Genomic DNA, 22727 nt, shown 5'->3' on the forward strand with positions numbered 1-22727 from the left:
ACAGTGGCGGGGACGCTGGCGCCCCGCCACAAAAACTGACTTATAACTGCGCCAACAATTCCCGCGTCCTGTCGAGCGCCATCTGCGCTCGTTGCAATCCGCTGACGCCCTGCTCCAGCAGTTTTACCGTGGGGATCTCCAGGCTCAGTGGAATATTAGCTGGCAGACTGCGCAACAAACCGTGCAAATCACAATCGCCCTCGCCGGGAAACCGCCGCTCATTGCGCGCCTGACGCAAGATCTCGGCCATGTCCGCCGGTCTCGGTCCCGCCACATCACACAATTGCGCATAACGCAGGCGCGCGGGCGCAACGCTGACCAGATCCTCCAGCCGTGAGCCGGAGCGATCGAAATGAAAGGCATCGACCAGCACCGCGGCGTTTTCCCGGTCGGCATTGGCAACGATGCGCAACGCCTGTTCGAGGTTGCACGCATCGGTCCAGGGCATGAACTCCAGATGCGGATGCAAACCGTAAGGCGCCGCCAGATCACATAGGGCGGCAAAGTTGTCGGTGAGCCGATGCTCGTCAGGATCATTGCCGGCGACCAGTAATTCACTGGCGCCAAACTCCGCGCCGACGGCCAGCAGCTTGTCGAAATCGGCGACCACGGTTTGCGGTTTCAGACGCAGGATTTCCACATCGAGCACAGCGATGCCAGTGTCGCGCAAACGCGCCAACGTCTGACGCCGTAAGCCGCCATCGGCCACCAATGGAAAGTGATATTCCTCCGCCGTCGCCGGCTCCAGGCGCAAACCGACATGGCTGTAACCGGCACGCGCCGCCACCTCGACCATTTGCGGCGGTGACAACTCGAGTACGGTGAGACTGGCCAGAGACAGAATTCGTTCGTTCATGCTCAAGCCTCGACCGCTGCCGGGGAACAGGCACGACCGCTGGCCGCCGCCTCACGTATCGCCTCGACCAGCGCCAGAGTTCGCGCGGCATCGGCGGCACTGACCAAGGGTTCGACCTCACGCCGCGCGACCTGCACAAAATGCTGCAGCTGCAACCGCAACGCGTCCCCGGCCTCACACTGTTCTTGCTGCGCGATCAGCGGTTCGTGCCAACCGGCATCGACTTGATCGGCAGCGTAATGCCAGCGCTTGAGTTGCGGAATGCTCAGCGCCCCGGCGGTACCCGCCAGCAGATAACACGGCTGATCGACCTGACGCGGGTAGGCCGGGTTCTCTCCGGAATTCAGCTCCCAGCTCCACGGCGCGGCGACCGCATCGGAACCGCTCAGCGTGCCCAGTGCACCGCCGGCAAATTGCAATAACACCGCGACACTGTCTTCGTTGGCAAAACCCCGCACCGCGTTGTCGGTGACGGCCTGCACCGACTGCACTTCACCGCACAGGTGACGCAGCAGATCGAGGTCGTGAATCAGATTGGTCAGCAACAGGCCCGCGCCCGGTTCACGGCGCCACGGGACCTCGAAATATCGGTCGGGTTTGCGTAACTGGAACAGTGCAGTAACCGTGGTCAGCCGCCCGAGCGCGCCGCTGAGCAACAATTGGTGGGCACGCACGATCAACGGATTGTGCCGCCGATGGTGGCCGACCAGCACCGGCACGCCACTGCGTTTGACTGCCGCCACCAGTTCGCGTGCCTCATCCAGATGCACACCCACCGGTTTCTCCAGCAACACCGGAACCCCGGCGGCGAGGCAATCCAGCGCCGTGCTGACGTGCTGATTATTCGGATTGGCCACGATCACCGCATCGGGCCGCACCTGCTCCAGCATCTGCCGGTGATCGGCGAAATACGCCACGCCCCACTGCGCCGCCAGCGCGGGAGCCTGCGGGCCGGGATCAGCCACTGCGCACAACCGGGCTTCTTCGAGGGTTTGCAAATGCTGGTAATGCTGCTGGCCCATGTTGCCAGCGCCGATCAGGGCGATACGAAGGGGCGGAGTCAAGGCGCGATCCTTTTGTGATTGTTGTTGGAAATGTCACTCCAGCAACAATTTAGAACCGCGTTCCACAATCAAACACCCAGTGATGGGAAAACCGTGCGAACACCGCACAACTTTGTACACGACACCCGGACCTGTAGGAGCTGCCGAAGGCTGCGATCTTTTGATCTTGACCTTAAAAAACAAAGTCAAAAGATCGCAGCCTTCGGCAGCTCCTACAGGGGATCGGTCAGATGAACAATTCGGACGCCAGGCTCGCCGCCGACAACTCCTCGGTAAACTTCATCAGCAGCGGCGCCAATTCGTGCAACCGCGCGCCGGGCATCCGTGCGCTCGGCCCGGCAATGCTCAGTACGCCGATCACTCGCCCGTCAACCGGATGCTTGACCACCGCGGCAATCGCCGAGGTGCCCACCGCCGAACTTTCCTCGACACAGGCATAACCCTGTTCCCGCGCCAGGCGCAGGCGCTCCAGCAGTTCGATATTGGAGCGCGGCGCATTCGGCCCGACGCCCACCGGTACTTCCGCGCCCTGGCGCTCGACCAGCGACAACGCCTCGGCATCGCTCATGCAGGCCAGCCACGCATGCCCGGAAGCGGTGTAGAACAACGGCGCGTCGCGGCCCATGTCCGGGTCATAACGCAGGCCCGTGCGTGCGCCCTGCGCCTTGGCGATCCAGGTCTGGCGCTCGCCATCGATCACCCCCAGACGCACCAGTTCACCGGTTTCCTGCGCCAGTCGATCCAGCACCGGTTGCACGATGTCGGCACCGCTGCTCGACAGGTACTGAAACCCCATCGCCACCAGTTTGGTCGACAGGTGATAGCGCAAAGTGTCGGCATTCTGCCGCACGTAGCCCAACCGAATCAGCTCCGCGAGCATCCGGTGGGTGGCACTTTTCGGGATGTCCAGTTGCTCGGCCAGCGTCTGCATCGGCAGCCCGCGCGGCTCACTGGTGAGGCTTTCCAGCACGCTGAAAACCCGTTCGATCTGACTGCCGGCCATGGGAAGGTCCAAGTGAAATTTTGCCGATTCTAGAAGACATCCGAGACAAAGCGAAATCCGGAACTGGCGTGCGATAACCGCCCACTTTACTAAACCATGCCTTGTTGCAGCTGCACATCATTGGTTAATTTCCGGAACCTGATTCCAATAAAACCCAGCTGCGGAGCTTTGCCTGATGCCTGCCGAACTTCCCGAAATCGACTGTGACGTTCTGGTCGTCGGCTCCGGTGCCGCCGGTTTATCCACAGCGGTCACTGCCGCATGGCACGGCCTGAAGGTCATCGTGGTTGAAAAAGATCCGGTGTTCGGCGGTGCCACCGCGTGGTCCGGCGGCTGGGCATGGGTGCCGTGCAATCCGCTGGCCCGACGCGCCGGCATCGTCGAAGACGTCGAGCGACCGCGCACTTACCTGCGCCACGAACTCGGTGAGCATTACGACCCGGCAATGGTCGACGCATTCCTCACCGCCGGGCCGCACATGGTCGCGTTTTTCGAACAGCACACTGCTCTGCAATTTGCCGACGGCAACGCCATTGCCGACATTCATGGCGATACGCCCGGCGCGGGCACGGGCGGTCGCTCGGTCATCGCGGCGCCTTACGACGGACGAACAGTCGGACGCCTGCTCAGGCGCCTGCGTACAACAATGCGCGAAACGTCCTTCATGGGCATGCCGATCATGGCCGGCGCCGACCTTTCGGCGTTCCTCAATCTCACCCGTTCGCTGAAAGCCGCGTGGCACGTAACCCGGCGTTTTACCCGGCACTTGCTTGACCTCGCGGTACACGGCCGGGCCATGCAACTGGTCAACGGTGTGGCGCTGGTCGCACGACTGGCGAAGTCCGCCGAGGACCTTGGCGTCCTGTTATGGGAGTCAGCGCCAGTGACCGAACTGCTGCGCGATGAAGCAGGGGTTTGCGGCGCGCTGGTCAACAGCGCCAAAGGCCCGATCCGCATTCATGCACGCAAAGCCGTGGTGCTGGCCGCCGGCGGATTCGCCAACGACATCGAGCGGCGCAAGGCCTTGTTTCCGCGCACGCCCACGGGTCATGAACACTGGGCACTGCCGCCGCTGGCGGTGAATGGCGATGGCCTGCGTCTGGGCGAAAGCGTCGGTGCCACGGTCAATACCGAGCTGGCGTCGCCCGTGGCCTGGGCGCCGGTCTCGCAAGTGCCGCATGCTGACGGCAGCATCGGCCATTTCCCACACATCATCGAACGCGGCAAACCGGGAATCATCGGCGTACTGCGCAACGGCCAGCGCTTCGTCAACGAGGCCAACGGTTACTACGACTACGTCAGCGCCATGGTTGCCGCCACGCCTGAAGGCGAAGAGGTCGCCTCGTGGCTGATCTGCAGCCGTGCCTTTCAACGGCGTTATGGCTTGGGCATGTCGCGGCCATTTCCCGTGCCGGTGTCAGGATTTATCCGCAGCGGCTATCTGAAAACCGGCAACACCCTTGAAGAATTGGCCAGCGCCTGCGGCATCGACCCCAGCGGGTTGCGCCAGACGGTGGAGGACTACAACCGCCATGCACGCCACGGCGAGGACCCGTCGTTCGGTCGCGGCGCAACGCCCTATAACCGCAAACAGGGCGATCCGGCGAACCTTCCCAACCCTTGCGTTGCCCCAATAGAGACAGGCCCCTTCTATGCCGTGAAAATCCAACCGGGCTGCTTCGGCACCTTTGCCGGGCTCAAGGTCAACCCGCAGGCGCAAGTGCTCGATGCCCATGCCCAGCCCATCGCCGGGCTCTACGCCGCCGGTGGCGACATGGCCAGCATCATGGGCGGGCACTATCCGGCAGGCGGGATCAACCTCGGCCCGGCGCTGACTTTCGGCTACATCGCCGCTCGGCATATCGCCGGCATCACTGCTTTCGAACAGGAGATCGACCATGCAGCACATCGTTAACGCCCAGGGTTTGAACATGCCGAAACTCGGCCTCGGCACCTGGCCGATGCTCGGCGACGAATGCACCCGTGCCGTCGAGCAAGCGCTGGAACTCGGCTACCGGCACATCGACACGGCAGCGGCCTACAACAACGAAGACGCGGTCGGACAAGCATTGGCGAATACACCGACACCCCGCGAGCAGATTCATGTCACCACCAAGGTCTGGTGGGACCAGTTGCAACCCGACGCCATGCGCCACTCGATGGAACGAAGCCTCAAGGCTTTGCGCTGCGAGTACGTCGACCTGTTCATGATCCACTGGCCGAGCACTGACTGGGACTTGCCGCGCACGCTTGAAACCCTCGCATCCTTCAAGGAGCAAGGTCTGGCTCGCAACATCGGCGTGGCGAATTTTCCGCTGCCGCTGCTGCGCACAGTCGTCGAGGAATACGGCATCCCTCTGTCAGCGATCCAGGTCGAGTACCACGTCCTGCTCGGCCAGAACGCCCTGCTCGACTATGCCCGCCAACACGATCTGGCACTGACGGCCTACACGCCATTGGCGCGTAACAAGGTCTCGGAGATTCCACAGATTCAGCAGATTGCCGAAAAACACGGCGTGCTACCGACTCAGGTGGCGCTGAAGTGGCTGCTGGATCAGCCCAACGTCGCGGCGATTCCCAAAGCCAGCAGCCGCGCCAATCAACTGGCGAACCTGGCTTCGCTGCAGGTTGAACTGGACGCTGAAGACCGCGCACTGATCGCCGCGCTGCCGAAGAATCAGCGTCAGGTCAGCCCGGATTTCGCCCCGGTGTGGGATGCCTTCGATCGCTGACGCACAGCGCGCCGAGAGAAATCCGCCAACGGATTGAATTAGTCGCGCACACGCTCGTCAATAACAGGCCCGCCCTCGTCACCCGAGGCCGGGCCTGTTGGCGTGTGCTCGAATAGACGGACGACCGGACTGGCGCCACACTCTCACACCAGCAACACTCATCACCACGTACAGAAAGAGGATTACCACATGCTATGGAAAAAAGGCCGACGCAGTGACAACGTCGTCGATGCCCGTGGCGATGATAGCGGCGGCGGTGGTGGCATGCGGTTCGGTGGCGGCAAAGGCCTGAGCCTGGGGGCGATCCTGCTGATCGTCGGCATCGGCTGGATCACCGGACAGGATCCGTTGCAGATCCTCGGCCAGCTCACTGGGCAAATGACCGAGCAATCGGCACCGGCCTCGACGCAAACCCGCCAGGCGCCACCGGCCAACGACCAGCAAGCCGAATTCGTGCGTTCGATCCTTGGTGATACCGAAGACACCTGGGGCGCCATCTTCCAGCAGGCCGGGCGCCAATATAAGGACCCGACCCTGGTGCTGTTCAGCAACCGGGTGAATTCCGCTTGCGGGCTGGCGACTTCGGCGACCGGCCCGTTCTACTGCCCGGCGGATCAGAAAGTCTATCTGGACATGGCCTTCTTCCAGGAAATGGCCCAGCGCTTCAAGGCCGCCGGTGACTTCGCCCAGGCCTACGTGATCGCGCACGAAGTCGGCCACCATGTGCAGACGCTGCTCGGCGTCTCGGCAAAAATTCAGACGGCCCGTCAGCAGGGCCGGCAGATGCAGGGCGACGGCGGTTTGCTGGTGCGTCAGGAGTTGCAGGCCGACTGCCTGGCCGGCGTCTGGGCCTACCATGCACAGAAGCGCCTGAACTGGCTGGAACCGGGTGACGTCGAAGAGGCCTTGAATGCGGCCAACGCCATCGGTGATGATCGCCTGCAACAACAGGGTCAGGGCCGCGTGGTGCCGGACTCGTTTACCCATGGCACGTCGGCGCAAAGGGTGCGCTGGTTCAAAACCGGTTTCGCTCAGGGCCAGGTCGGCCAGTGCGATACCTTCGCGGCGAAAAACCTGTAAATGCGCAAATGGCTTCTGGCTTTACTGATCATCGGCGGCAACGCGCACGCGGCAGGCGTCGATGCCATCAGCCCCGGGCGCCTGCAATTCGAGGCCGGCGAAATGGCCGTCGGCATCAGCCCGGCACCGGAAAAAATCGAGCGGGTGTTGATCGTCATTCACGGACGGCTGCGCAATGCCGAGACCTATCGCAAGAGTGCCGAGCACGCCACTGAACTGGCCGGGCAAACGGCGCACACGCTGGTGATCGCGCCGCAGTTTCTCAACGAAAGCGACGTCGCCCTGTACTACTCCCTGCCCAACACATTGCTGCGCTGGAAAGGCAACGAGTGGATGGGCGGCGGTTTATCCACAGAGCCGAAGCCGCTGAGCTCCTACGCCGCACTCGACGCCATCGTCGCCCGGGTCAGCGACCGCAAGCAGTTTCCGGACGTGAAGCAGATCGTGATTTTCGGCCATTCCGGTGGCGGTCAAGTGGTGCAGCGTTATGCCCTGCTGGCCAAGGATCAACCGGCGCTGAAGGCCAATGGCATTCGCCTGCGCTATGTGGTGGCTAATCCGTCGTCGTACGCGTATTTCAACGAACAGCGGCCGGTGGCGTTCGACCACGCACAGTGCCCGGGTTTCAATCGCTGGAAGTACGGTCTGGCAGACATGCCGGTTGTACGCCGGTGGGCAAACGCCGTTGCAGCTTGAGAGCAGCTACATCAAGCGCGAAGTGATTTACCTGCTGGGGCAGCAGGACATAGACCCGCAACATCCGGCGCTGGACAAGAGTTGCGCCGCCGAGGCACAAGGCGCGTATCGGCTGGAACGCGGCAAGCTGTTTTTCGGCTACCTGCTGCGCCGGCATCCGGAAGGGGTCAATCAGCGGCTGGTTGAAGTGCCCGGGGTCGGGCATAACGGCGATGGGATGTTGACGTCGCCGGAGGGGCTGAAAGCGCTGTTTGATTAATGACTTGTGGTGACTGTTGAGGCGCCATCGCGAGCAGGCTCACTCCTACAGGGGAAACGCATTCCAATTGTAGGAGTGAGCCTGCTCGCGATGAGGCCAGATCAGACAATAAAGATCTCAGACCGAAAGCATCCGCCGCAACTCGACACAATCCTGCGCATGCCAGTCCGTCAGCTCCGGCCACGGATTGTCCGGCAGATTCACCAGTACCGTCCGCGCCCCGGCCGCTCGCCCGCAATCCAAGTCAAAGCGGTAATCCCCAACCATCACCATCTCGCGGGCCGGCACGTTCCAGGCCTCGGCCAGTTTCAGCAACCCGCCGGGATGCGGCTTGGGTGGCGCTTCATCGCGGCCCAGCACATCTTCCACGGCGAAGCAGTCGGCCAGACCGATGGCGTCGAGCGTCACATGCGCGAGTTCCCGCGCATTACGGGTCAGAATGCCCAGGCGATAACCGCGCCCGTGCAGGTCACGCACCAGCTCCACCGCACCGGCAGCCGGTTTCGAACCCAGCGCCAGATCGCGCTCATGCTCCAGCAACCACGCGTGTTTCGCCGCGGCTTCATCGGCGGGAAGCGCCGCGAGGTGGGTGAGAATGTCGTCCTCGGGCGGAATCGCCAGCGCCACGCGGATCGCCGCAAAGTCATGCACGGCGACCGTCAGGGTGCCGTCCATGTCGAACACCCAGTGCTTCACATCGCTCAGGCTCATGCCCAGTCCTTGCGGTGACGAATCAGGCCTTCCTGGGTCACCGACGCCACCAGTTGCCCGGCGCGGTTGTACACGCTGCCACGGGAGAACCCCCGGGAATTGCCGGCCCACGGGCTGTCCATCGCGTAGAGCAACCAGTCATCGGCGCGCAGATCGTTGTGGAACCACAGCGCGTGATCGAGGCTGGCGACCTGCATGTCTTTCTGCCAGACCGACTTGCCGTGCGGCAGCATCGAAGTGGTCAGCAGACCGAAGTCCGAGGCGTAGGCCAGCAGGTACTTGTGCAGCGCCGGAATATCCGCCAACGCGCCGTCGGCACGGAACCACACATACTTCACCGGATCGGCCGGCTGCGGGTTGTACGGATCCTTTTCGGTGACCGGGCGCACTTCGATCGGTTTCGGGCACAGCAGTTTTTCGCGCATGTGCTCGGGGATCAGGTGCGCGCGTTGCTGGGTCAGTTCCAGCTCCGACGGCAGGTTTTCCGGGCCGACCACCACCGGCATCTGGCTCTGATGCTCGAAGCCTGCCTCGTCGTATTGAAACGAAGCGCTGCAGGTGAAGATCGGGTGGCCCTTCTGGATCGCCGTGACCCGTCGCGTGCTGAAGCTGCCGCCGTCACGCACGCGATCCACCGAATACACCACCGGCAACTTGGCATCGCCCGGACGCAGGAAATAACCGTGCATCGAATGCACGTGGCGCGCTTCTTCAACCGTCTGACTGGCCGCCGACAGCGACTGACCGAGCACCTGGCCACCGAACAACTGACGGAAACCCAAGTCCTGGCTGCGGCCACGGAACAGGTTTTCCTCGATTGGCTCCAGGGTCAGCAGGTCGACCAGATCTTCCAACACTTGGCTCATTCAGACTCTCCTCACACAACGCTATGCCGCGCAGTCTTGGCTGCGGCGGCCCATTCAGGTTCTGGCGCGAGCCACTGTCGCGCCATTGTAAACGTCCGTGTCGGCTTAGCCATGCAGGGTTTGCAGCCATTGCTCCCTGGTAATTCGGTACAACAGATGCCGCCGCAACGGGTGATCGACGGCAAGTTTGGGGTGATCGAAATCATCGGCCGGATCGTGCTGCATGCCAATCGCCTGCATGACTTTCTCCGACGGCAGATTGCTCTGGGCGGTGAAAGACACGATTTCCTTCAGCCCCAGCCGATCAAAACCTGCGCGCAATGCCGTCCACGCCGCCTCACTGGCATAGCCCAGCCCCCAATGCTCGCGGGCCAGACGCCAGCCGATTTCCACCGCCGGGGTGAACGGCGCATCGAAACCGACCACACCCAGGCCAGTGAAACCGATGAACTCACCGCTGTCCTTGCGCTCCAGCGCCCACAGACCGAAACCGTGCTCGGCAAAATGCCCGCGCACCCGGCCGATCATCGACGCACTTTCGAGACGGCTGAGCGGGGCCGGAAAGTAACGCATCACCTGAGGATCGGCGCACATCGCCGCAAATTCCGGCAAATCCTCGTCGCGCCACTGACGCATCAGCAGGCGTGCGCTTTCGAGTTGCTGAATCGGCTCCATCATGCCCCTCCATTTCCATGCCGCAAGTCTACATCGCTGGTAGGATCGTTCACTCTTTCCATCGTTCCTACATGAAGTTGCCATGCCCCTGCCGCTGATCTACCACGAAGACTACAGCCCCGAGTTTCCGGCGGATCACCGCTTTCCGATGGACAAATTCCGCTTGCTGCGCGACCACCTGGTCGACAGCGGCCTGACCCGCGACGCCGACCTGCTGCGTCCCGAGATCTGCCCCAACGACATCCTCGCCTTGGCCCATGACCGTAGCTATATCGAACGCTACATGAGCGGCGAGTTGTCTCGCGAAGACCAGCGGCGCCTCGGCCTGCCGTGGAACGAAGCCTTGGCGCGGCGCACGGTGCGGGCGGTCGGCGGCTCGATTCTGGCGGCGAAAAAAGCCCTCGAGCATGGTCTGGCCTGTCACCTCGCCGGCGGCACCCATCACGCTCACTACGACTACCCGGCCGGGTTCTGCATCTTCAACGACCTGGCGATCATCAGCCATTACCTGCTGCAAAGCGGTCGGGTGAACCGGGTGCTGATCTTCGATTGCGACGTGCATCAGGGCGATGGCACCGCGCGGATCCTCCACGACACCCCGGAAGCAGTTACCGTTTCCCTGCACTGCGAAAAGAATTTTCCGGCACGCAAGGCCGAAAGCGACTGGGACATTCCGCTGCCCAACGGCATGGGCGATGCCGATTATCTGAAAGTGGTGGATGACACCCTCAACTACCTGCTGCCGCTGTATCAACCGGACCTGGTGCTGTACGACGCCGGGGTCGATGTGCACAAGGACGACGCCCTCGGTTATCTGCAGCTGACAGACGAAGGCGTGGCCGCCCGCGATGAAAGCGTGATGCGCCATTGCCTGGGCCGCGACATCCCGGTAGTCGGCGTGATCGGCGGCGGCTACAGCAAGGATCGCCACGCCCTCGCCCGCCGCCACGGCATCCTGCATCACAGCGCGCAACGGGTCTGGACGTCACACGGTTGTCACTAAGCTGTGCTGCGTTACCCACAATCGCTGTGGAACGGCCTGTGGATAACCTGAGCGAAAGGGACTACAGCCCACAGCGAACATGGCGTACAGCGCGATGGTTATTTTTTGACCACATACTGAATTCACTTCGATCTCCTTGTAGGAGTGAGCCTGCTCGCGATGGCGGACCGACATTCAGCACTTATGTCGCCTGATCAACCGCCATCGCGAGCAGGCTCACTCCTACAAAGGTCTGCGCTGTTAGAATGCGCGCCTTATCCCGCCATACCGCAGCGCACGCCATGACCCAGACCTCCGCCTCCCACCCCGCTCACGTCGCCATCATCGGCGGTGGCCCCGCCGGCCTGATGGCCGCCGAAGTGCTGAGCCAGGCCGGCGTGCGCGTCGATTTGTACGACGGCATGCCGTCGGTGGGGCGCAAGTTCCTGCTGGCCGGGGTCGGCGGCATGAACATCACCCACTCCGAGCCTTACCCGGCATTCCTCGCGCGCTACGCCGAACGCGCACCGCAGATCGCGCCGTTACTGCGCGGTTTCGACGCCGACGCGTTGTGCCGCTGGATTCATGAACTGGGCATCGAAACCTTTATCGGCAGCTCCGGCCGGGTGTTCCCCACCGACATGAAAGCCGCGCCGCTGCTGCGCGCCTGGCTCAAACGCCTGCGCGACAGCGGCGTGGTTATCCACACCCGCCATCGCTGGCTCGGCTGGGATGAACACGATGCGCTGCGCATCGCCAGCCCCGACGGCGAAATCACCGTCAAACCCGACGCCACCCTGCTCGCCCTCGGCGGTGGCAGTTGGTCGCGGCTGGGTTCGGATGGCGCGTGGATGCTGCCCCTGGAGCAAAAAGGCGTAGGACTGGCGCCGTTGCAGCCGAGCAATTGCGGCTTCGAGGTGCAGGCCTGGAGCGAATTGCTTGTCAGCAAATTCGCCGGCGCACCGCTGAAAAATGTCGCCATCGGTTTGAACGACGATATCCCGCGCTTGGGCGAATGCGTGATTACCGCAACCGGGGTCGAAGGCAGCCTGATCTATGCGCTGTCGGCACCGATTCGCGAGGCGATCAATACGCAGGGTTCAGCCACGGTGCACATCGATCTGTTGCCCGGCCGACCTGTGGATAAATTGCAGGCAGCGTTGAGCAAGCCACGCGGTTCACGCTCGATGGCCAAGCATCTGCACAGTCAGGTCGGAATTGATGGGGTGAAAGCGGCGTTGTTGCGCGAGCTGACCGACGCAGCAACCTTCGCTGATCCGGCGTTGTTGGCGCGGGCGATCAAGGCGTTGCCGCTGACCTTGGTGAAAACCCGTCCGCTTGACGAAGCGATCAGCAGTGCCGGTGGCGTGACGTTCGAAGCGCTGGATCAGCGTTTGATGCTCAAGGCGTTGCCGGGGGTGTTCTGTGCGGGGGAAATGCTCGATTGGGAAGCGCCGACAGGTGGCTATCTGCTGACCGGGTGTTTTGCCAGCGGGCGGGCGGCGGGGATTGGAATGTTGCAGTGGCTCAAGTCCGAGGTGCCTGCCTGAACCCTCTCCCCGAGGGAGAGGGAGCCGACCGAGGTGTCTGGCGTAACACATCGACCTGAAAGACCGAGTCGATTGTGGATTCACAGCAGCAGAATCAGATCGGCGTAGAATTCAAGCATCCTCCAATCAGTCCCCTCTCCCTCCGGGAGAGGGTTAGGGTGAGGGGCTTTTGGCTTTAAGGCTTGCGCTTACGCGGCCCGGTATTGAACACCGGCACTTTACGCACAGGCTTGATCGACGGCTCCGGCGCCTGGGTGTCGCCACTGTCGACCCACTTGCCCAGATTGCGCTTGCCACCGCCGCCGGATGCTTTCGGCTTTTTCGGTTTCTTCGGCTTCTTGATCACCTGACCGCTGGCATCGGTATCCGGCACGCGGTGCTCAGGTTCGAAATCCGGCTCGTTCTGACGCTTCAAGGTCTGGCGGGTGAGCATCTCGATTGCCGAGAGCATGTTTACTTCATCCGCGCACACCAGCGAGATCGCCTCGCCCGTCGCGCCCGCACGGCCAGTACGACCGATGCGGTGGATGTAATCCTCGGCGACGATCGGCAGGTCGAAGTTGACCACCAGCGGCAAATCTTCGATATCCAGACCACGGGCAGCGACGTCGGTGGCCACCAGAATCTGCACTTCGCTGAGCTTGAAACGATCCAGCGCACGTTGACGGGTCGCCTGCGGTTTGTCGCCATGAATGCCGTCGGCGTTGATGCCCAGGCCCTGGAGTTTTTCCACCAGCGCGTCCACTCCATTGCGGGTCTTGGCAAACACCAGCACCTGCTTCCACTTGTTCTTGCGCATCAAGTGCACGAACAGTTCCGGCTTGCGCTTCTTGTCCACCGTCACCACCCACTGCTTGACGGTGTTGGCCGCGACGTTGCGCGGGCTGACTTCGATGCTCAGCGGATCGTTGAGCATCTGCCCGGCCAGCAGGCGGATGTCGTCGGAGAAGGTCGCAGAGAACAGCAGCGTCTGGCGCTTCTTCGGCAGCATGCGGTAGATGTTCGCCAGTTCTTCGGAGAAGCCCAGGTCGAGCATACGGTCGGCTTCATCCAGCACCAGGGTTTGCAACTGATCGAGTTTCAACGCGTTCTGGCGGAACAGGTCGATCAGGCGACCAGGCGTGGCGACCAGCACATCAACGCCGCCGCGCAGCTTCATCATCTGCGGGTTGATGCTGACGCCGCCGTACACCGCATACGTGCGCAATGGCAGGTTTTCAGCGTATTGGCGCACCGACTCATGAACCTGCTCCGCCAGCTCGCGGGTCGGCACCAGAATCAGTGCACGCGCCGAATTGGCGGCCACTTTCGGTCCTTCCATGGCCAGCAGCTGCAGCAGCGGCAAGGCGAAACCGGCGGTCTTGCCGGTGCCGGTCTGGGCCGCAGCCATCAGGTCGCGACCGGCCAGAACGGCCGGAATGGCTTGCGCCTGGACCGGCGTTGGAGTCTGGTAGCCGAGCTTCTCGAGGGAGCGCAGCAAGGGTTCGATCAGGCCAAGGGTGGCGAAAGTCATGGGAGTACCGTAGGAAAATTCAGCGCAATTGTGCGACACGAGTGTGCAATGGCGCGCAGTTTACCCTAATTCACACGTTGCTCTGCTGGAATGGCGGTCTTCGGCGGCTCCGCGACGAGCGGCTGCGCCGGCCGCCGCCACTGCGGCAGACCGATCAGCACCACGGCACTGATGATCACCAGCATCGCCAGCGCTTCTTCCATGCCGATGGTCTCGCCGACAAACACGATCCCCAGCAACACCGCCACCGCCGGGTTGACGTAGGCATAACTGGTGGCCGCCGCCGGACGCACGTGTTTGAGCAGGTACATGTAGGAATTGAAGGCGATGATCGACCCGAAGAAGATCAGATAACCCAAGGCCAGCCAGCCTTCCATCGGCGGCAAGGCTTGCAGGTGTTCGCCGCTCACTGCGCTGCCGATCAACAGCACCACGCCACCCACCAGCATCTCCACGGCACTGGCCATTGCCCCTTGCGGCAGCGGCAGGTGTTTGCTCCACACCGAGCCGAACGCCCAGGTCGCCGCCGCAAAAATCAGCAGCGCCGCGCCCAGCGGGCTCGATTGCAGGTTGGAACCCATGTTGAGCATGGCGATGCCGACAATTCCCAACGCCACCCCGGCCCATTCGAGGCGCGTATTGCGCGCGCCCCAGAAATAGCCGCAGAGCAAGGTGAACAACGGCACCGTCGCCACCGCCAGTGCCGCCACGCCGGAAGCCACGCCAGTGTGCTCGGCGACACTGACCGCGCCGTTACCGAAACTGAGCAGCAGAATCCCGATGATCCCCGCCGCTTTCCATTGCGCCCAGGTCGGCGCCGGTGCCCCGCGCCAGCGCAGGAAGGCGTACATCAGGCTGCCGGCAATCACGAATCGCACCCCGCCGAGCATCAGTGGTGGCCAGTATTCGACGCCGAGGCGGATCACCAGATAGGTTGATCCCCAAATCACATACAGCGCGAAAAACGCGGCGATCAACGGCAAGGAAAAACGGCGCAAGGCAGGCATGGGCAGCTCGACAGTCAGAGGCAGGGTGTGAATTATTCTAGAAAGGCCCGCGAGCAAAAATAAGCTACAAAACCTGTTTATCGCGCCGGTACACTTTTGAAACAACGGAGATCGACGGGATAAACCACGATTTCGAAAGTCTGGCAATTTCAGGAGTCCGGCCTTGGACAAATACGACCGCATGCTGCTCAGCGCCCTGTTGGAAAACGGGCGTGCGTCCTACGCCGATCTGGCGCGCAAAGTGAACCTGTCCGCCCCGGCAGTGGCCGAGCGCGTGGCCAAGCTGGAAGCCGCCGGCGTGATCACCGGGTATCAGGCGAACATCGACCTGTCGAAAATCGGCTTGCCGATTCAGTGCATGATCGAATTGCGCCTGCACCAGAACGGCAGCCAGAAGGTCTACGACGAACTGGTGAAAATCCCGCAACTGACCGAATGCTTTCGAGTGACGGGCGATCCGTGCGTGATGATGAAGGGTGCGGTGGCGTCGATGACGGAGCTGGAAGAGTTGATCAATCGCGTGGCGAAGTTCGGCTTCAGCAAGACCTCGATTGTGCTGTCGAGCGCAATCGAGAAGCGCGTGCCGCTCAGCCACATCGAAGGCAACGGTAAGTAATCAGAAACTCAGAAGATCCAAATGTGGGAGCGGGCTTGCTCGCGAAGAGGGAGTGTCAGACAACATAGTTGCCGAATGACACACCGCTTTCGCGAGCAAGCCCGCTCCCACAGGGGATTTTGGGTGACTTCAAGATCAGCGGTAGCGCTGCAAGTGCTCGCCGACTTTGGCCGCCGGGACTTTCTGCAGTTTGCACAGCAGGTCGTGGTTCAGCTCACGCACCCCATGCTTGTGCCGCAGTTCTTCAGCCAGATGCGCCATCAGGTTGGCCGCCATCTCGGCATCCGCCATCGCCCTGTGCGCCTGGCCGGTGTGTGGCAGGCGGGCGAACGTGGTCAGGGTGCCAAGCTTGTGGTTCGGCGCCGCCGGCATCAGGCGCCGGGCCAGCAGCAGCGAGCAGGCGAAATTCTGCAGACGGGTGCGTTTGATCCGCCCCAGTTCGAAGTCCCAGAACTTCTGGTCGAACGAGGCGTTGTGCGCCACCAGCGGGGTGCAGCCGACGAATTCGTTGACCTCTTCCATCACCCGCTCTGCCGGCGGCGCACTGCGCAGCATGGCGTTGCTGATGCCGGTCAGTTGTTCGATGAACGCAGGAACGCGCACGCCGGCGTTCATCAGGCTCTGGTAACGCTCGACGATACGGCCGTTTTCCAGCATGACCACGGCGATTTCCGTGGCGCGACAGCTGCTGTTCGGCGACAGGCCGGTGGTTTCAAAGTCGATGACTGCAATGCGTTCCAAACCGGGTTCAACTCCGTACAAATCAATTCTTGAGCAACGCTCAGTTTTTCAACAGCAGTGCGCCTTCAATCGGCACATAACGGCTGGCGGCGCGGATCAGCGAGTTGGCGGTCAGACCCGGCACGCCATAGGCCACTGCCTGTACGCCGTGCTTGCTGATGATGCGTTCGAGCAGCATGTCGAAGTCGCCGTCACCGGAGGCCAGGACGATTTCGTCGACGTGGTCGGCGGCGTCCATGATGTCGAGGGTGATGCCCACGTCCCAGTCGCCCTTGGCCGAGCCGTCGCTGCGCTGGATATAGGGTTTGAGCTTCACGGTGAAACCGAGGTTGCGCAGGATCTGCTGGAACTGCTGCTGCTTGCTGTCGCCACGGTCGATGGCGTAGGCATAGGCCTCGACGATCTGCCCTTGTTTGCTAATGTCAGCCCACAGCGCGGCGTAGTTGAAATGGCAACCATAGGCCTGACGCACGGTGTAGTAGAGGTTCTGCACATCGGCGAACACTGCGATTTTTTTCACCGGGATTCCTGTGAGCGCATAGCGCACGAAGCGGGATCAGGCGCCGGGCCCGAAAAAGGCGCTCAGTATGCCAGTCCACAGGAAGGTGGCGCGAATAATCAACCCACCACTCCGGACGGATGGTGGACTGTGGTGAGGGGATTTATCCCCGATGGAGTGCGCAGCAGTCCCATTTTCGGGGCCGCTGCGCTGCCCATCGGGGATAAATCCCCTCACCACAGGTTTGATACTGGCGGCTTATCACTCAGACGAACGAATCGTCGTCATCGAAGAATGACGAGTTGTCATCGCTGTAATCAGTATCAGTGAATCCGCCCTGGTCATTGCCAGAGAAACCGTTATCGGCCACACGCTGGTCATTGCCCCAGTCGTTGCCGCTCTGGTCAGCCACCTGCGCCGGATCTTCCTTGATCACTTCAACAATTTCTTCAGGCTGCTGGTTGTGATGGAACAGGCTGCTGATGCCCTGCGCCAGCATCACGCCACCGGCCACGCCAGCGGCGGTTTTCAGGGCGCCGCCGAGGAAGCTGCTGCCCGCAGCCGGAGCTGCTTGCTGCGCGTAGTTGGGCGGTGGTGCGGCATAGTTCTGTTGTGGCGCTGGCGCAGCGTAGTTCTGCTGCGGTGCCGGCTCACGCCAGCCGCCGGTAGAAGCCGGAGCGCTCTGGGTCGACGCTGGACGCGAGCTGCCGCCGCCGAAGATGCTCGACAGGAAACCACCGCCGCCGCTTGGCGCCGGGGCCGGGGCCGCACTCTGGGACTTGGCCGCTTGCAGTTCAGCCTGCAATTGCTGGACTTGCTGGGTCAGCTGCTTGTTCTGTTCGTCGAGGCTCTTGATGGCCGCCTCTTGCACCAGAATCGCCTGGGTCATGAAATAACCTGCCGCCGGCTGGCGGGTCAGGTGTTCCTTGATCCGCGCCTCGGCCTGGGCGTCGCGCGGGGCTGCCTCCGTTTCGGCCTGTTGCAGCCGGGAAAACAGTCCATCGATCAGGGTTTGCTCTTCGCTGTTCATGGCGACCTCGTAGATTGCCGGGGATAACGTTGCCCGTGTCCACTGTGGACATGGCGCACCTCTGTAATGGAGGCAGTGACAGGATGTTTCAACGACCTTTACCGAATGTTTACGTTTGTGTCCGCCCGCCCATCATCGGTTAAAGTGAGCCACTGTTTTCGACCTGCGATACCGACTGATGAATGCCTTCGATGTACTGCGCGACTCTCTGTATTTTTTCAAACGCCATCTGGTCAGCATCGTGCAGCTGTGCCTGCCGCTGGTGATCTTCGAGGCGGCGCTGCAACAAGTGGTGGATCACGTCACCGACCCGGACAGTTTCTCCGCCGCCAGCGTGGTCGTCGGTCTGCTGGTGTATCCGCTGTACACCGCCGCGCTGATTCTGTTCCTCGATGCTCGCACCCGTGGCGAAGCCCCGCGCCATCTCGATCTGCTGGCGATGTCCGCGCGCCTGTGGCCGCGTTTCGCCTTGCTCACCGCGCTCAATACCTTGCTGATTCTGCTGGGGTTGTCGCTGTATTTCCTGCCGGGGCTGATGCTGATGGTCATGCTCGCATTCGCTGAATACCTGCTGGTGTTGCGCGGTATGGGGCCGTTGCAGGCGATGAAGGAAAGTCTGCGCCTGACCCGTGGGCATTTCTGGCGGATCCTGCTGTGCATTCTGTGTGTGATGGGGCCGTTGTGGCTGCTTAAGGGCGCGACCCTGGCGGCGTACCCCCACCCGCAGAATCCGCTGATCGCGGTACTGATCGACAGCGCGCACAGTTTCCTGCAGCTGTTCACCAGTGTGGTGCTGTTCCGCCTGTTCATGCTGATCAGCGAATTGCCTGACAAACGTAACGGAGCAGTCTGACTTCGCGGCCCTTGGGCCAAGGCTCTGCGGTCAGGTATGCTCGGAGCCACTTTTGTAACGCGATAAGCCGAGCCATGCCCCGTCTGCTGCGCTACACCCTGTTGCTGATTGTGCTCGCCATCGTCCTGATCGGCGGGCTGTTCTACAGCCTGACCTGGCGCCCCGGCGCACGGGAAACCCTGCCGGTCGCCTGCAGCGGTACGCCGCCGACCCTGGTGCCGGGGCAAGCGCTGAAAGTCATGACCTGGAACGTGCAGTACCTCGCGGGCAAGCGGTACGTGTTCTGGAACGATCTCGCCCAAGGCTCCGATGAAGCGCCGTCCCGGGAAGACATGGCCTTCAGTCTCGACGAAGTGGCGCGGGTGATCCGCGACGAACAACCCGACGTGGTGCTGCTGCAGGAACTGGATGACGGCGCCAAGGCCAGTGATTACCAGAATCAGCTCAAGCTGCTGCGGGAACGGGTCACCGACCTTTACCCGTGCAGCGCTCACGCCTTCGACTGGAAGGCCGATTTTGTCCCCGATCCGCACATCTTCGGCAGCGTCGGCCGGCAACTGGCGACCCTCAGCCGCTACCGCATCGAACACGCCGAACGCCTGCAATTGCCGGTGCCGCCGGCGAACTTCATCTCCCGCCAGTTCGAACCCAAGGACGCCCTGCTCGCGACCAAACTGCCACTGAGCGACGGCGGGCAACTGACGGTGTTCAACACCCATCTGGATCGCGCCCGCCAACCGGACGAGACCTTGCAGGCGCAGGTGACAGCGGTGACCAAGGTACTCGACAAGTACGAAAGCCAGGGCCTGCCGTGGCTGGCTGATCGGCGGCGACTTCAATCTGTTGCCGCTGGGCCAGTATCAGCGTCTGCCCGCCGAGCAGCGCACGGCCCTACTCGATCGACAGCGCCCTGCATCTGTTGTGGGACAAGTACCCGATGATCCCGACCAATAACGAAGCCAGCGGCATCGACCGCGCCCACTGGCTGACCCACTACCCCAACGACCCCGGCCTGAATGGCCCGGACCGCACGGTCGACTATCTGTTCTACAGCCCGAAGATCAAACGGGTCGAAGCGCGGGTGCGCCAGGACGATACCTTGCGCATTTCCGATCACTTGCCGGTGATTGCGCGGTTCCTGCTGCCCGCAGCCCCGTAGCCAGTTAACACGATATCCCCCTGTGGGAGCAGGCTTGCTCGCGAAAGCGTCGTGTCAGTTGATGCATCCGTGCCTGGCGCACCGCCTTCGCGAGCAAGCCCGCTCCCACAATAGATTGATGTCGTACCGTGATGGGGTAGCAGGCTGCGATGTTTTGCTCTTCAGGTGCCGCGTGGCTTGGCCCGTGCCGTGGCCTCGGCCACCAACGGATCATCCGGCCAATAATGCTTCGGATAGCGCCCCTTGAGATCCTTCTTCACCTCGGCATAGGTGCTGCGCCAGAAGTTGGCCAGATCCTGCGTCACCTGCACTGGCCGCCGTGCCGGGGACAACAGATGCAGCTTGACCACTTGCCGGCCGCCGGCAATTCGCGGCGTCTCGGCGAGGCCGAACAACTCCTGCAGACGCACCGCGAGAATCGGCGGAGACTCGGTGTAATCCAGACGAATCGATGAACCCGACGGCACACTGATGTGATGTGGCGCCAGCTCATCAAGCTTCTGCGGCAGCGGCCACGCCAGCAGATTGCGGACGATGCTCGACAGGTCAAGATTGGCGAAATGGCTGAGCCGCGAGACCTTGCCCAGGTAAGGCATTAACCAATGCTCGAGGGTTTTCAGCAACGTTACATCGCTGACATCCGGCCACTGACTGTCATCCTGCGTGGCCAGATCCAATTGCCGCAACAGAGCAACCCGCGCCTGCCACTGCCGTAGCTCCGGCGTCCACGGCAACAACTCCAGTCCCTTGCGCCGCACCAGATTGACCAGCGCCTGACTGCGCGCCGCTTCGTCGAGACCGGTCAACGGTTCGCGGCTGAGGATCAGTTCGCCAACCTTGCGCTGACGCTCGGCGCGCAGCACGCCTTCGCGCTCATCCCAGTCCAGTTGATCGACAGCGCGCACTTGCTCGGCGAGCACCGAATCGAACAGCGCCGGATCAAAATCCGCCGCCAGGTAAATCCGTTCCTCACGCTGGCCCTGACGACTGCCGAGATCGGCGATCACAATCCACGGCTCCTTCATCAGGCTGTCGGCTTCGGCGAACAGCGCAGCGCGACCATTGGCCAGACGATATTCGGCGCCACCGGCACGCCGCTGTTGGGCGACGCGATCCGGGTAGGCCAGCGCCAGCAGCGCACCGAGCCAGCGCGGGTGATCGGGATCGCTGACCGGCGCGCTGGCCTTGCCGCGCAGGTAACCGCGATATTGCCGCGCCAGTTGCCGCGCACGCTGCACGCCGCCCTGAGCACCGCGTGCCGCGCGTTCTTCGCCGGAGAGCAGCACCAAGCGGCTGTGCAGATCGGCCCCGGCGCCGCGCAAAATATCGCGCTCGCCGAGCAGTGCCGCGACGTCACACGCCATGTTTGCCAGCCCCAGGGCCTGACCGCGCAGTAACAGATGGGCGATGCGCGGATGCGCAGGCAACTCGGCCATGGCCTGACCGTGGGACGTCAGTGCCTCGCCTTCGAGTGCGCCCAGGCGCTGCAACAAATCCTGCGCCTGGGCGTAGGCTGCTGCCGGCGGAATATCGAGCCAGACCAGTTCGCCCGGAGTCACGCCCCAGCGTCCGAGTTGCAGCGCCAGACTAGCCAGATCCGCCGACAGAATTTCGGCACTGCCGTAAGCGGCGAGTTGCTCGTGCTGATCCTGCGACCACAAGCGGTAACACACACCCGGCTCCAGACGTCCGGCCCGGCCCGCACGCTGGGTGGCGCTGGCCCTGGAAATGCGCTGAGTATCGAGGCGGGTCATGCCGCTGCCTGGGTCGAAACGCGGCACCCGCGCCAGCCCGGCGTCGATCACCACGCGCACGCCGTTGATGGTCAGGCTGGTCTCGGCGATGTTGGTCGCCAGCACCACTTTGCGCTGGCCGGCCGGCGCCGGGTCGATGGCAGCGCGTTGGGCATTCAGGTCCAGTTCACCGTGCAATGGGCAGAGCAATACGTCTTTACGCTCGCCGATGGCATCGCTCAGTTGCTGATGCACCCGACGGATTTCCGCCTGCCCCGGCAAAAACACCAGCAGGCTGCCAGTTTCATCGTGCAGGGCTTCGAGGACGGTCTGGGTCACGCGCTGGTCGATGTATTCGCCGGGCTGGAACGGCCGCCCCCAGCGCATCGTCACCGGGTACATGCGCCCTTCGCTGCGCAGGATCGGCGCGTCATCCAGCAACCCGGCCAGACGCTCGCCTTCCAGCGTGGCGGACATCAGCAAAATCTTCAGCGGCTGTTCAGCTCGGAACAGTTCACGACCGTTCAAACTCAGGGCCAAGGCCAGATCGGCATCAAGACTGCGTTCGTGAAATTCGTCGAAGATCAGCAAACCGACGCCTTCCAGCGCCGGATCATCCTGCAGACGCCGGGTGAGAATCCCCTCGGTGACCACTTCGATACGGGTATTGGGGCCGACCTTGCTGTCGAGGCGGATGCGATAACCGACGGTTTCACCGACCTTCTCACCCAGTTCGCTGGCCAACCGTTCGGCAGCGGCTCGCGCGGCGAGACGCCGTGGTTCGAGCATCAGAATGGTCTGCCCGGCCAGCCACGCTTCATCGAGCAAGGCTAAAGGCACGCGGGTGGTTTTACCGGCGCCGGGCGGTGCTTCGAGCACGGCTTCGTGGCGTGTCGCCAACGCTTCACGCAGGGCGGGTAAAACTTCATCGATCGGCAAAGAAATCATGCTGGCTCCCCAGGGCGTGCCCACAGTAAATTGCGAGTCGCGTTAAAGCTGTGAGCGTGCCAGGCAAGGCGCGGGACGCAGGTAAGGGTCGTTTCCTTGCCAAGTTCCGCAACGCAGCATGGCGCGTTCACAGCTTTAGCCCGGAGGGGCGAAC

At 62.5% G+C, this 22727-nt stretch carries 19 protein-coding genes and 2 pseudogenes; 9 read left to right on the top strand and 12 right to left on the bottom strand.

Translation table 11 applies throughout. From position 1 onward, the window contains the following. Positions 1–40 precede the first annotated feature (40 nt). The 3 genes from E3Z29_RS27490 to E3Z29_RS27500 all read right to left on the bottom strand — a co-directional run bounded on the left by E3Z29_RS27490 (position 41) and on the right by E3Z29_RS27500 (position 2923). Positions 41–856, bottom strand: coding sequence for a sugar phosphate isomerase/epimerase (locus tag E3Z29_RS27490; RefSeq protein WP_134787383.1), 816 nt, complete (start codon positions 854–856; stop codon positions 41–43). 2 nt (positions 857–858) lie between these two features. Then, positions 859–1920: a Gfo/Idh/MocA family protein gene (locus E3Z29_RS27495; protein ID WP_134787384.1), complete on the bottom strand. Its 1062-nt coding sequence runs from the start codon at positions 1918–1920 to the stop codon at positions 859–861. Positions 1921–2146: 226 nt separating this feature from the next. After that, positions 2147–2923, bottom strand: coding sequence for an IclR family transcriptional regulator (locus E3Z29_RS27500; protein WP_115988842.1), 777 nt, complete (start codon positions 2921–2923; stop codon positions 2147–2149). 175 nt (positions 2924–3098) lie between these two features. Here E3Z29_RS27500 and E3Z29_RS27505 point away from each other — a divergent pair, with 175 nt between their 5' ends. From E3Z29_RS27505 to E3Z29_RS27520, 4 genes and pseudogenes are all read left to right on the top strand, one after another. Continuing rightward, entirely contained in the window at positions 3099–4838 is a 1740-nt protein-coding gene (locus E3Z29_RS27505; RefSeq protein WP_134787385.1) for an FAD-dependent oxidoreductase, read from the top strand. Continuing rightward, positions 4822–5655: an aldo/keto reductase gene (locus E3Z29_RS27510; RefSeq protein WP_134787386.1), complete on the top strand. Its 834-nt coding sequence runs from the start codon at positions 4822–4824 to the stop codon at positions 5653–5655. Before E3Z29_RS27505 ends, E3Z29_RS27510 begins: the two co-directional genes overlap by 17 nt. Positions 5656–5844: 189 nt before the next feature. Further along, positions 5845–6735: a neutral zinc metallopeptidase gene (locus tag E3Z29_RS27515; RefSeq protein ID WP_027612863.1), complete on the top strand. Its 891-nt coding sequence runs from the start codon at positions 5845–5847 to the stop codon at positions 6733–6735. Next, positions 6736–7690 (top strand): annotated as a pseudogene (locus E3Z29_RS27520) (alpha/beta fold hydrolase). A 117-nt stretch (positions 7691–7807) separates the two neighbouring features. Here E3Z29_RS27520 and E3Z29_RS27525 read toward each other — a convergent pair. The 3 genes from E3Z29_RS27525 to E3Z29_RS27535 all read right to left on the bottom strand — a co-directional run bounded on the left by E3Z29_RS27525 (position 7808) and on the right by E3Z29_RS27535 (position 9942). Next, on the bottom strand, positions 7808–8401 hold the full coding sequence (locus E3Z29_RS27525; RefSeq protein WP_134787387.1) for an HAD family hydrolase: 594 nt from the start codon (positions 8399–8401) through the stop codon (positions 7808–7810). Further along, entirely contained in the window at positions 8398–9267 is an 870-nt protein-coding gene (tesB, locus tag E3Z29_RS27530) for an acyl-CoA thioesterase II (protein WP_003228466.1), read from the bottom strand. The genes E3Z29_RS27525 and tesB overlap by 4 nt, the downstream gene beginning before the upstream one ends. 105 nt (positions 9268–9372) lie before the next feature. Further along, on the bottom strand, positions 9373–9942 hold the full coding sequence (locus E3Z29_RS27535; RefSeq protein ID WP_027612866.1) for a GNAT family N-acetyltransferase: 570 nt from the start codon (positions 9940–9942) through the stop codon (positions 9373–9375). A gap of 82 nt (positions 9943–10024) precedes the next feature. Between E3Z29_RS27535 and E3Z29_RS27540 the strand changes: the two genes are divergently transcribed. Together E3Z29_RS27540 and E3Z29_RS27545 are read left to right on the top strand one after the other, a co-directional pair. Beyond that, on the top strand, positions 10025–10945 hold the full coding sequence (locus E3Z29_RS27540) for a histone deacetylase (RefSeq protein ID WP_134787388.1): 921 nt from the start codon (positions 10025–10027) through the stop codon (positions 10943–10945). A gap of 281 nt (positions 10946–11226) precedes the next feature. Continuing rightward, on the top strand, positions 11227–12474 hold the full coding sequence (locus tag E3Z29_RS27545) for a TIGR03862 family flavoprotein (RefSeq protein ID WP_134787389.1): 1248 nt from the start codon (positions 11227–11229) through the stop codon (positions 12472–12474). Between the two features lie 175 nt (positions 12475–12649). Here E3Z29_RS27545 and E3Z29_RS27550 read toward each other — a convergent pair whose 3' ends face one another. Together E3Z29_RS27550 and yedA are read right to left on the bottom strand one after the other, a co-directional pair. Further along, positions 12650–13987: a DEAD/DEAH box helicase gene (locus tag E3Z29_RS27550; RefSeq protein WP_134787390.1), complete on the bottom strand. Its 1338-nt coding sequence runs from the start codon at positions 13985–13987 to the stop codon at positions 12650–12652. A 65-nt stretch (positions 13988–14052) separates the two neighbouring features. Further along, on the bottom strand, positions 14053–14994 hold the full coding sequence (gene yedA / locus E3Z29_RS27555) for a drug/metabolite exporter YedA (protein ID WP_134787391.1): 942 nt from the start codon (positions 14992–14994) through the stop codon (positions 14053–14055). 163 nt (positions 14995–15157) lie between these two features. Here yedA and E3Z29_RS27560 point away from each other — a divergent pair, with 163 nt between their 5' ends. Next, complete coding sequence (locus tag E3Z29_RS27560; protein WP_027612871.1) at positions 15158–15610, top strand: Lrp/AsnC family transcriptional regulator; 453 nt, start codon at positions 15158–15160, stop codon at positions 15608–15610. 135 nt (positions 15611–15745) lie between these two features. Here the strand turns inward: E3Z29_RS27560 and E3Z29_RS27570 are convergent, their stop codons facing one another. From E3Z29_RS27570 to E3Z29_RS27580, 3 genes are all read right to left on the bottom strand, one after another. Continuing rightward, a complete protein-coding gene (locus E3Z29_RS27570) occupies positions 15746–16351 on the bottom strand; it encodes a PolC-type DNA polymerase III (RefSeq protein ID WP_134787392.1) in 606 nt (201 codons plus the stop codon). Positions 16352–16391: 40 nt separating this feature from the next. Continuing rightward, positions 16392–16871: an NYN domain-containing protein gene (locus tag E3Z29_RS27575; RefSeq protein WP_007963710.1), complete on the bottom strand. Its 480-nt coding sequence runs from the start codon at positions 16869–16871 to the stop codon at positions 16392–16394. Positions 16872–17115: 244 nt separating this feature from the next. After that, entirely contained in the window at positions 17116–17880 is a 765-nt protein-coding gene (locus E3Z29_RS27580; protein ID WP_134787393.1) for a DUF2076 domain-containing protein, read from the bottom strand. 178 nt (positions 17881–18058) lie between these two features. Between E3Z29_RS27580 and E3Z29_RS27585 the strand changes: the two genes are divergently transcribed. Together E3Z29_RS27585 and E3Z29_RS27590 are read left to right on the top strand one after the other, a co-directional pair. Next, positions 18059–18733 carry a YciC family protein gene (locus E3Z29_RS27585; RefSeq protein ID WP_134787394.1) on the top strand — a complete coding sequence of 225 codons (675 nt, stop codon included), beginning with the start codon at positions 18059–18061 and terminating at the stop codon, positions 18731–18733. A 74-nt stretch (positions 18734–18807) separates the two neighbouring features. Further along, positions 18808–19892 (top strand): annotated as a pseudogene (locus E3Z29_RS27590) (endonuclease/exonuclease/phosphatase family protein). A 161-nt stretch (positions 19893–20053) separates the two neighbouring features. On the opposite strand, the gene hrpB reads toward E3Z29_RS27590, so the two are convergent. Continuing rightward, on the bottom strand, positions 20054–22573 hold the full coding sequence (gene hrpB, locus E3Z29_RS27595) for an ATP-dependent helicase HrpB (protein ID WP_134787395.1): 2520 nt from the start codon (positions 22571–22573) through the stop codon (positions 20054–20056). Positions 22574–22727: the final 154 nt, after the last annotated feature.

This window comes from Pseudomonas sp. S150, assembly GCF_004526365.1.
In the GTDB taxonomy this organism is placed as follows: Bacteria; Pseudomonadota; Gammaproteobacteria; order Pseudomonadales; family Pseudomonadaceae; genus Aquipseudomonas; species Aquipseudomonas putida_A.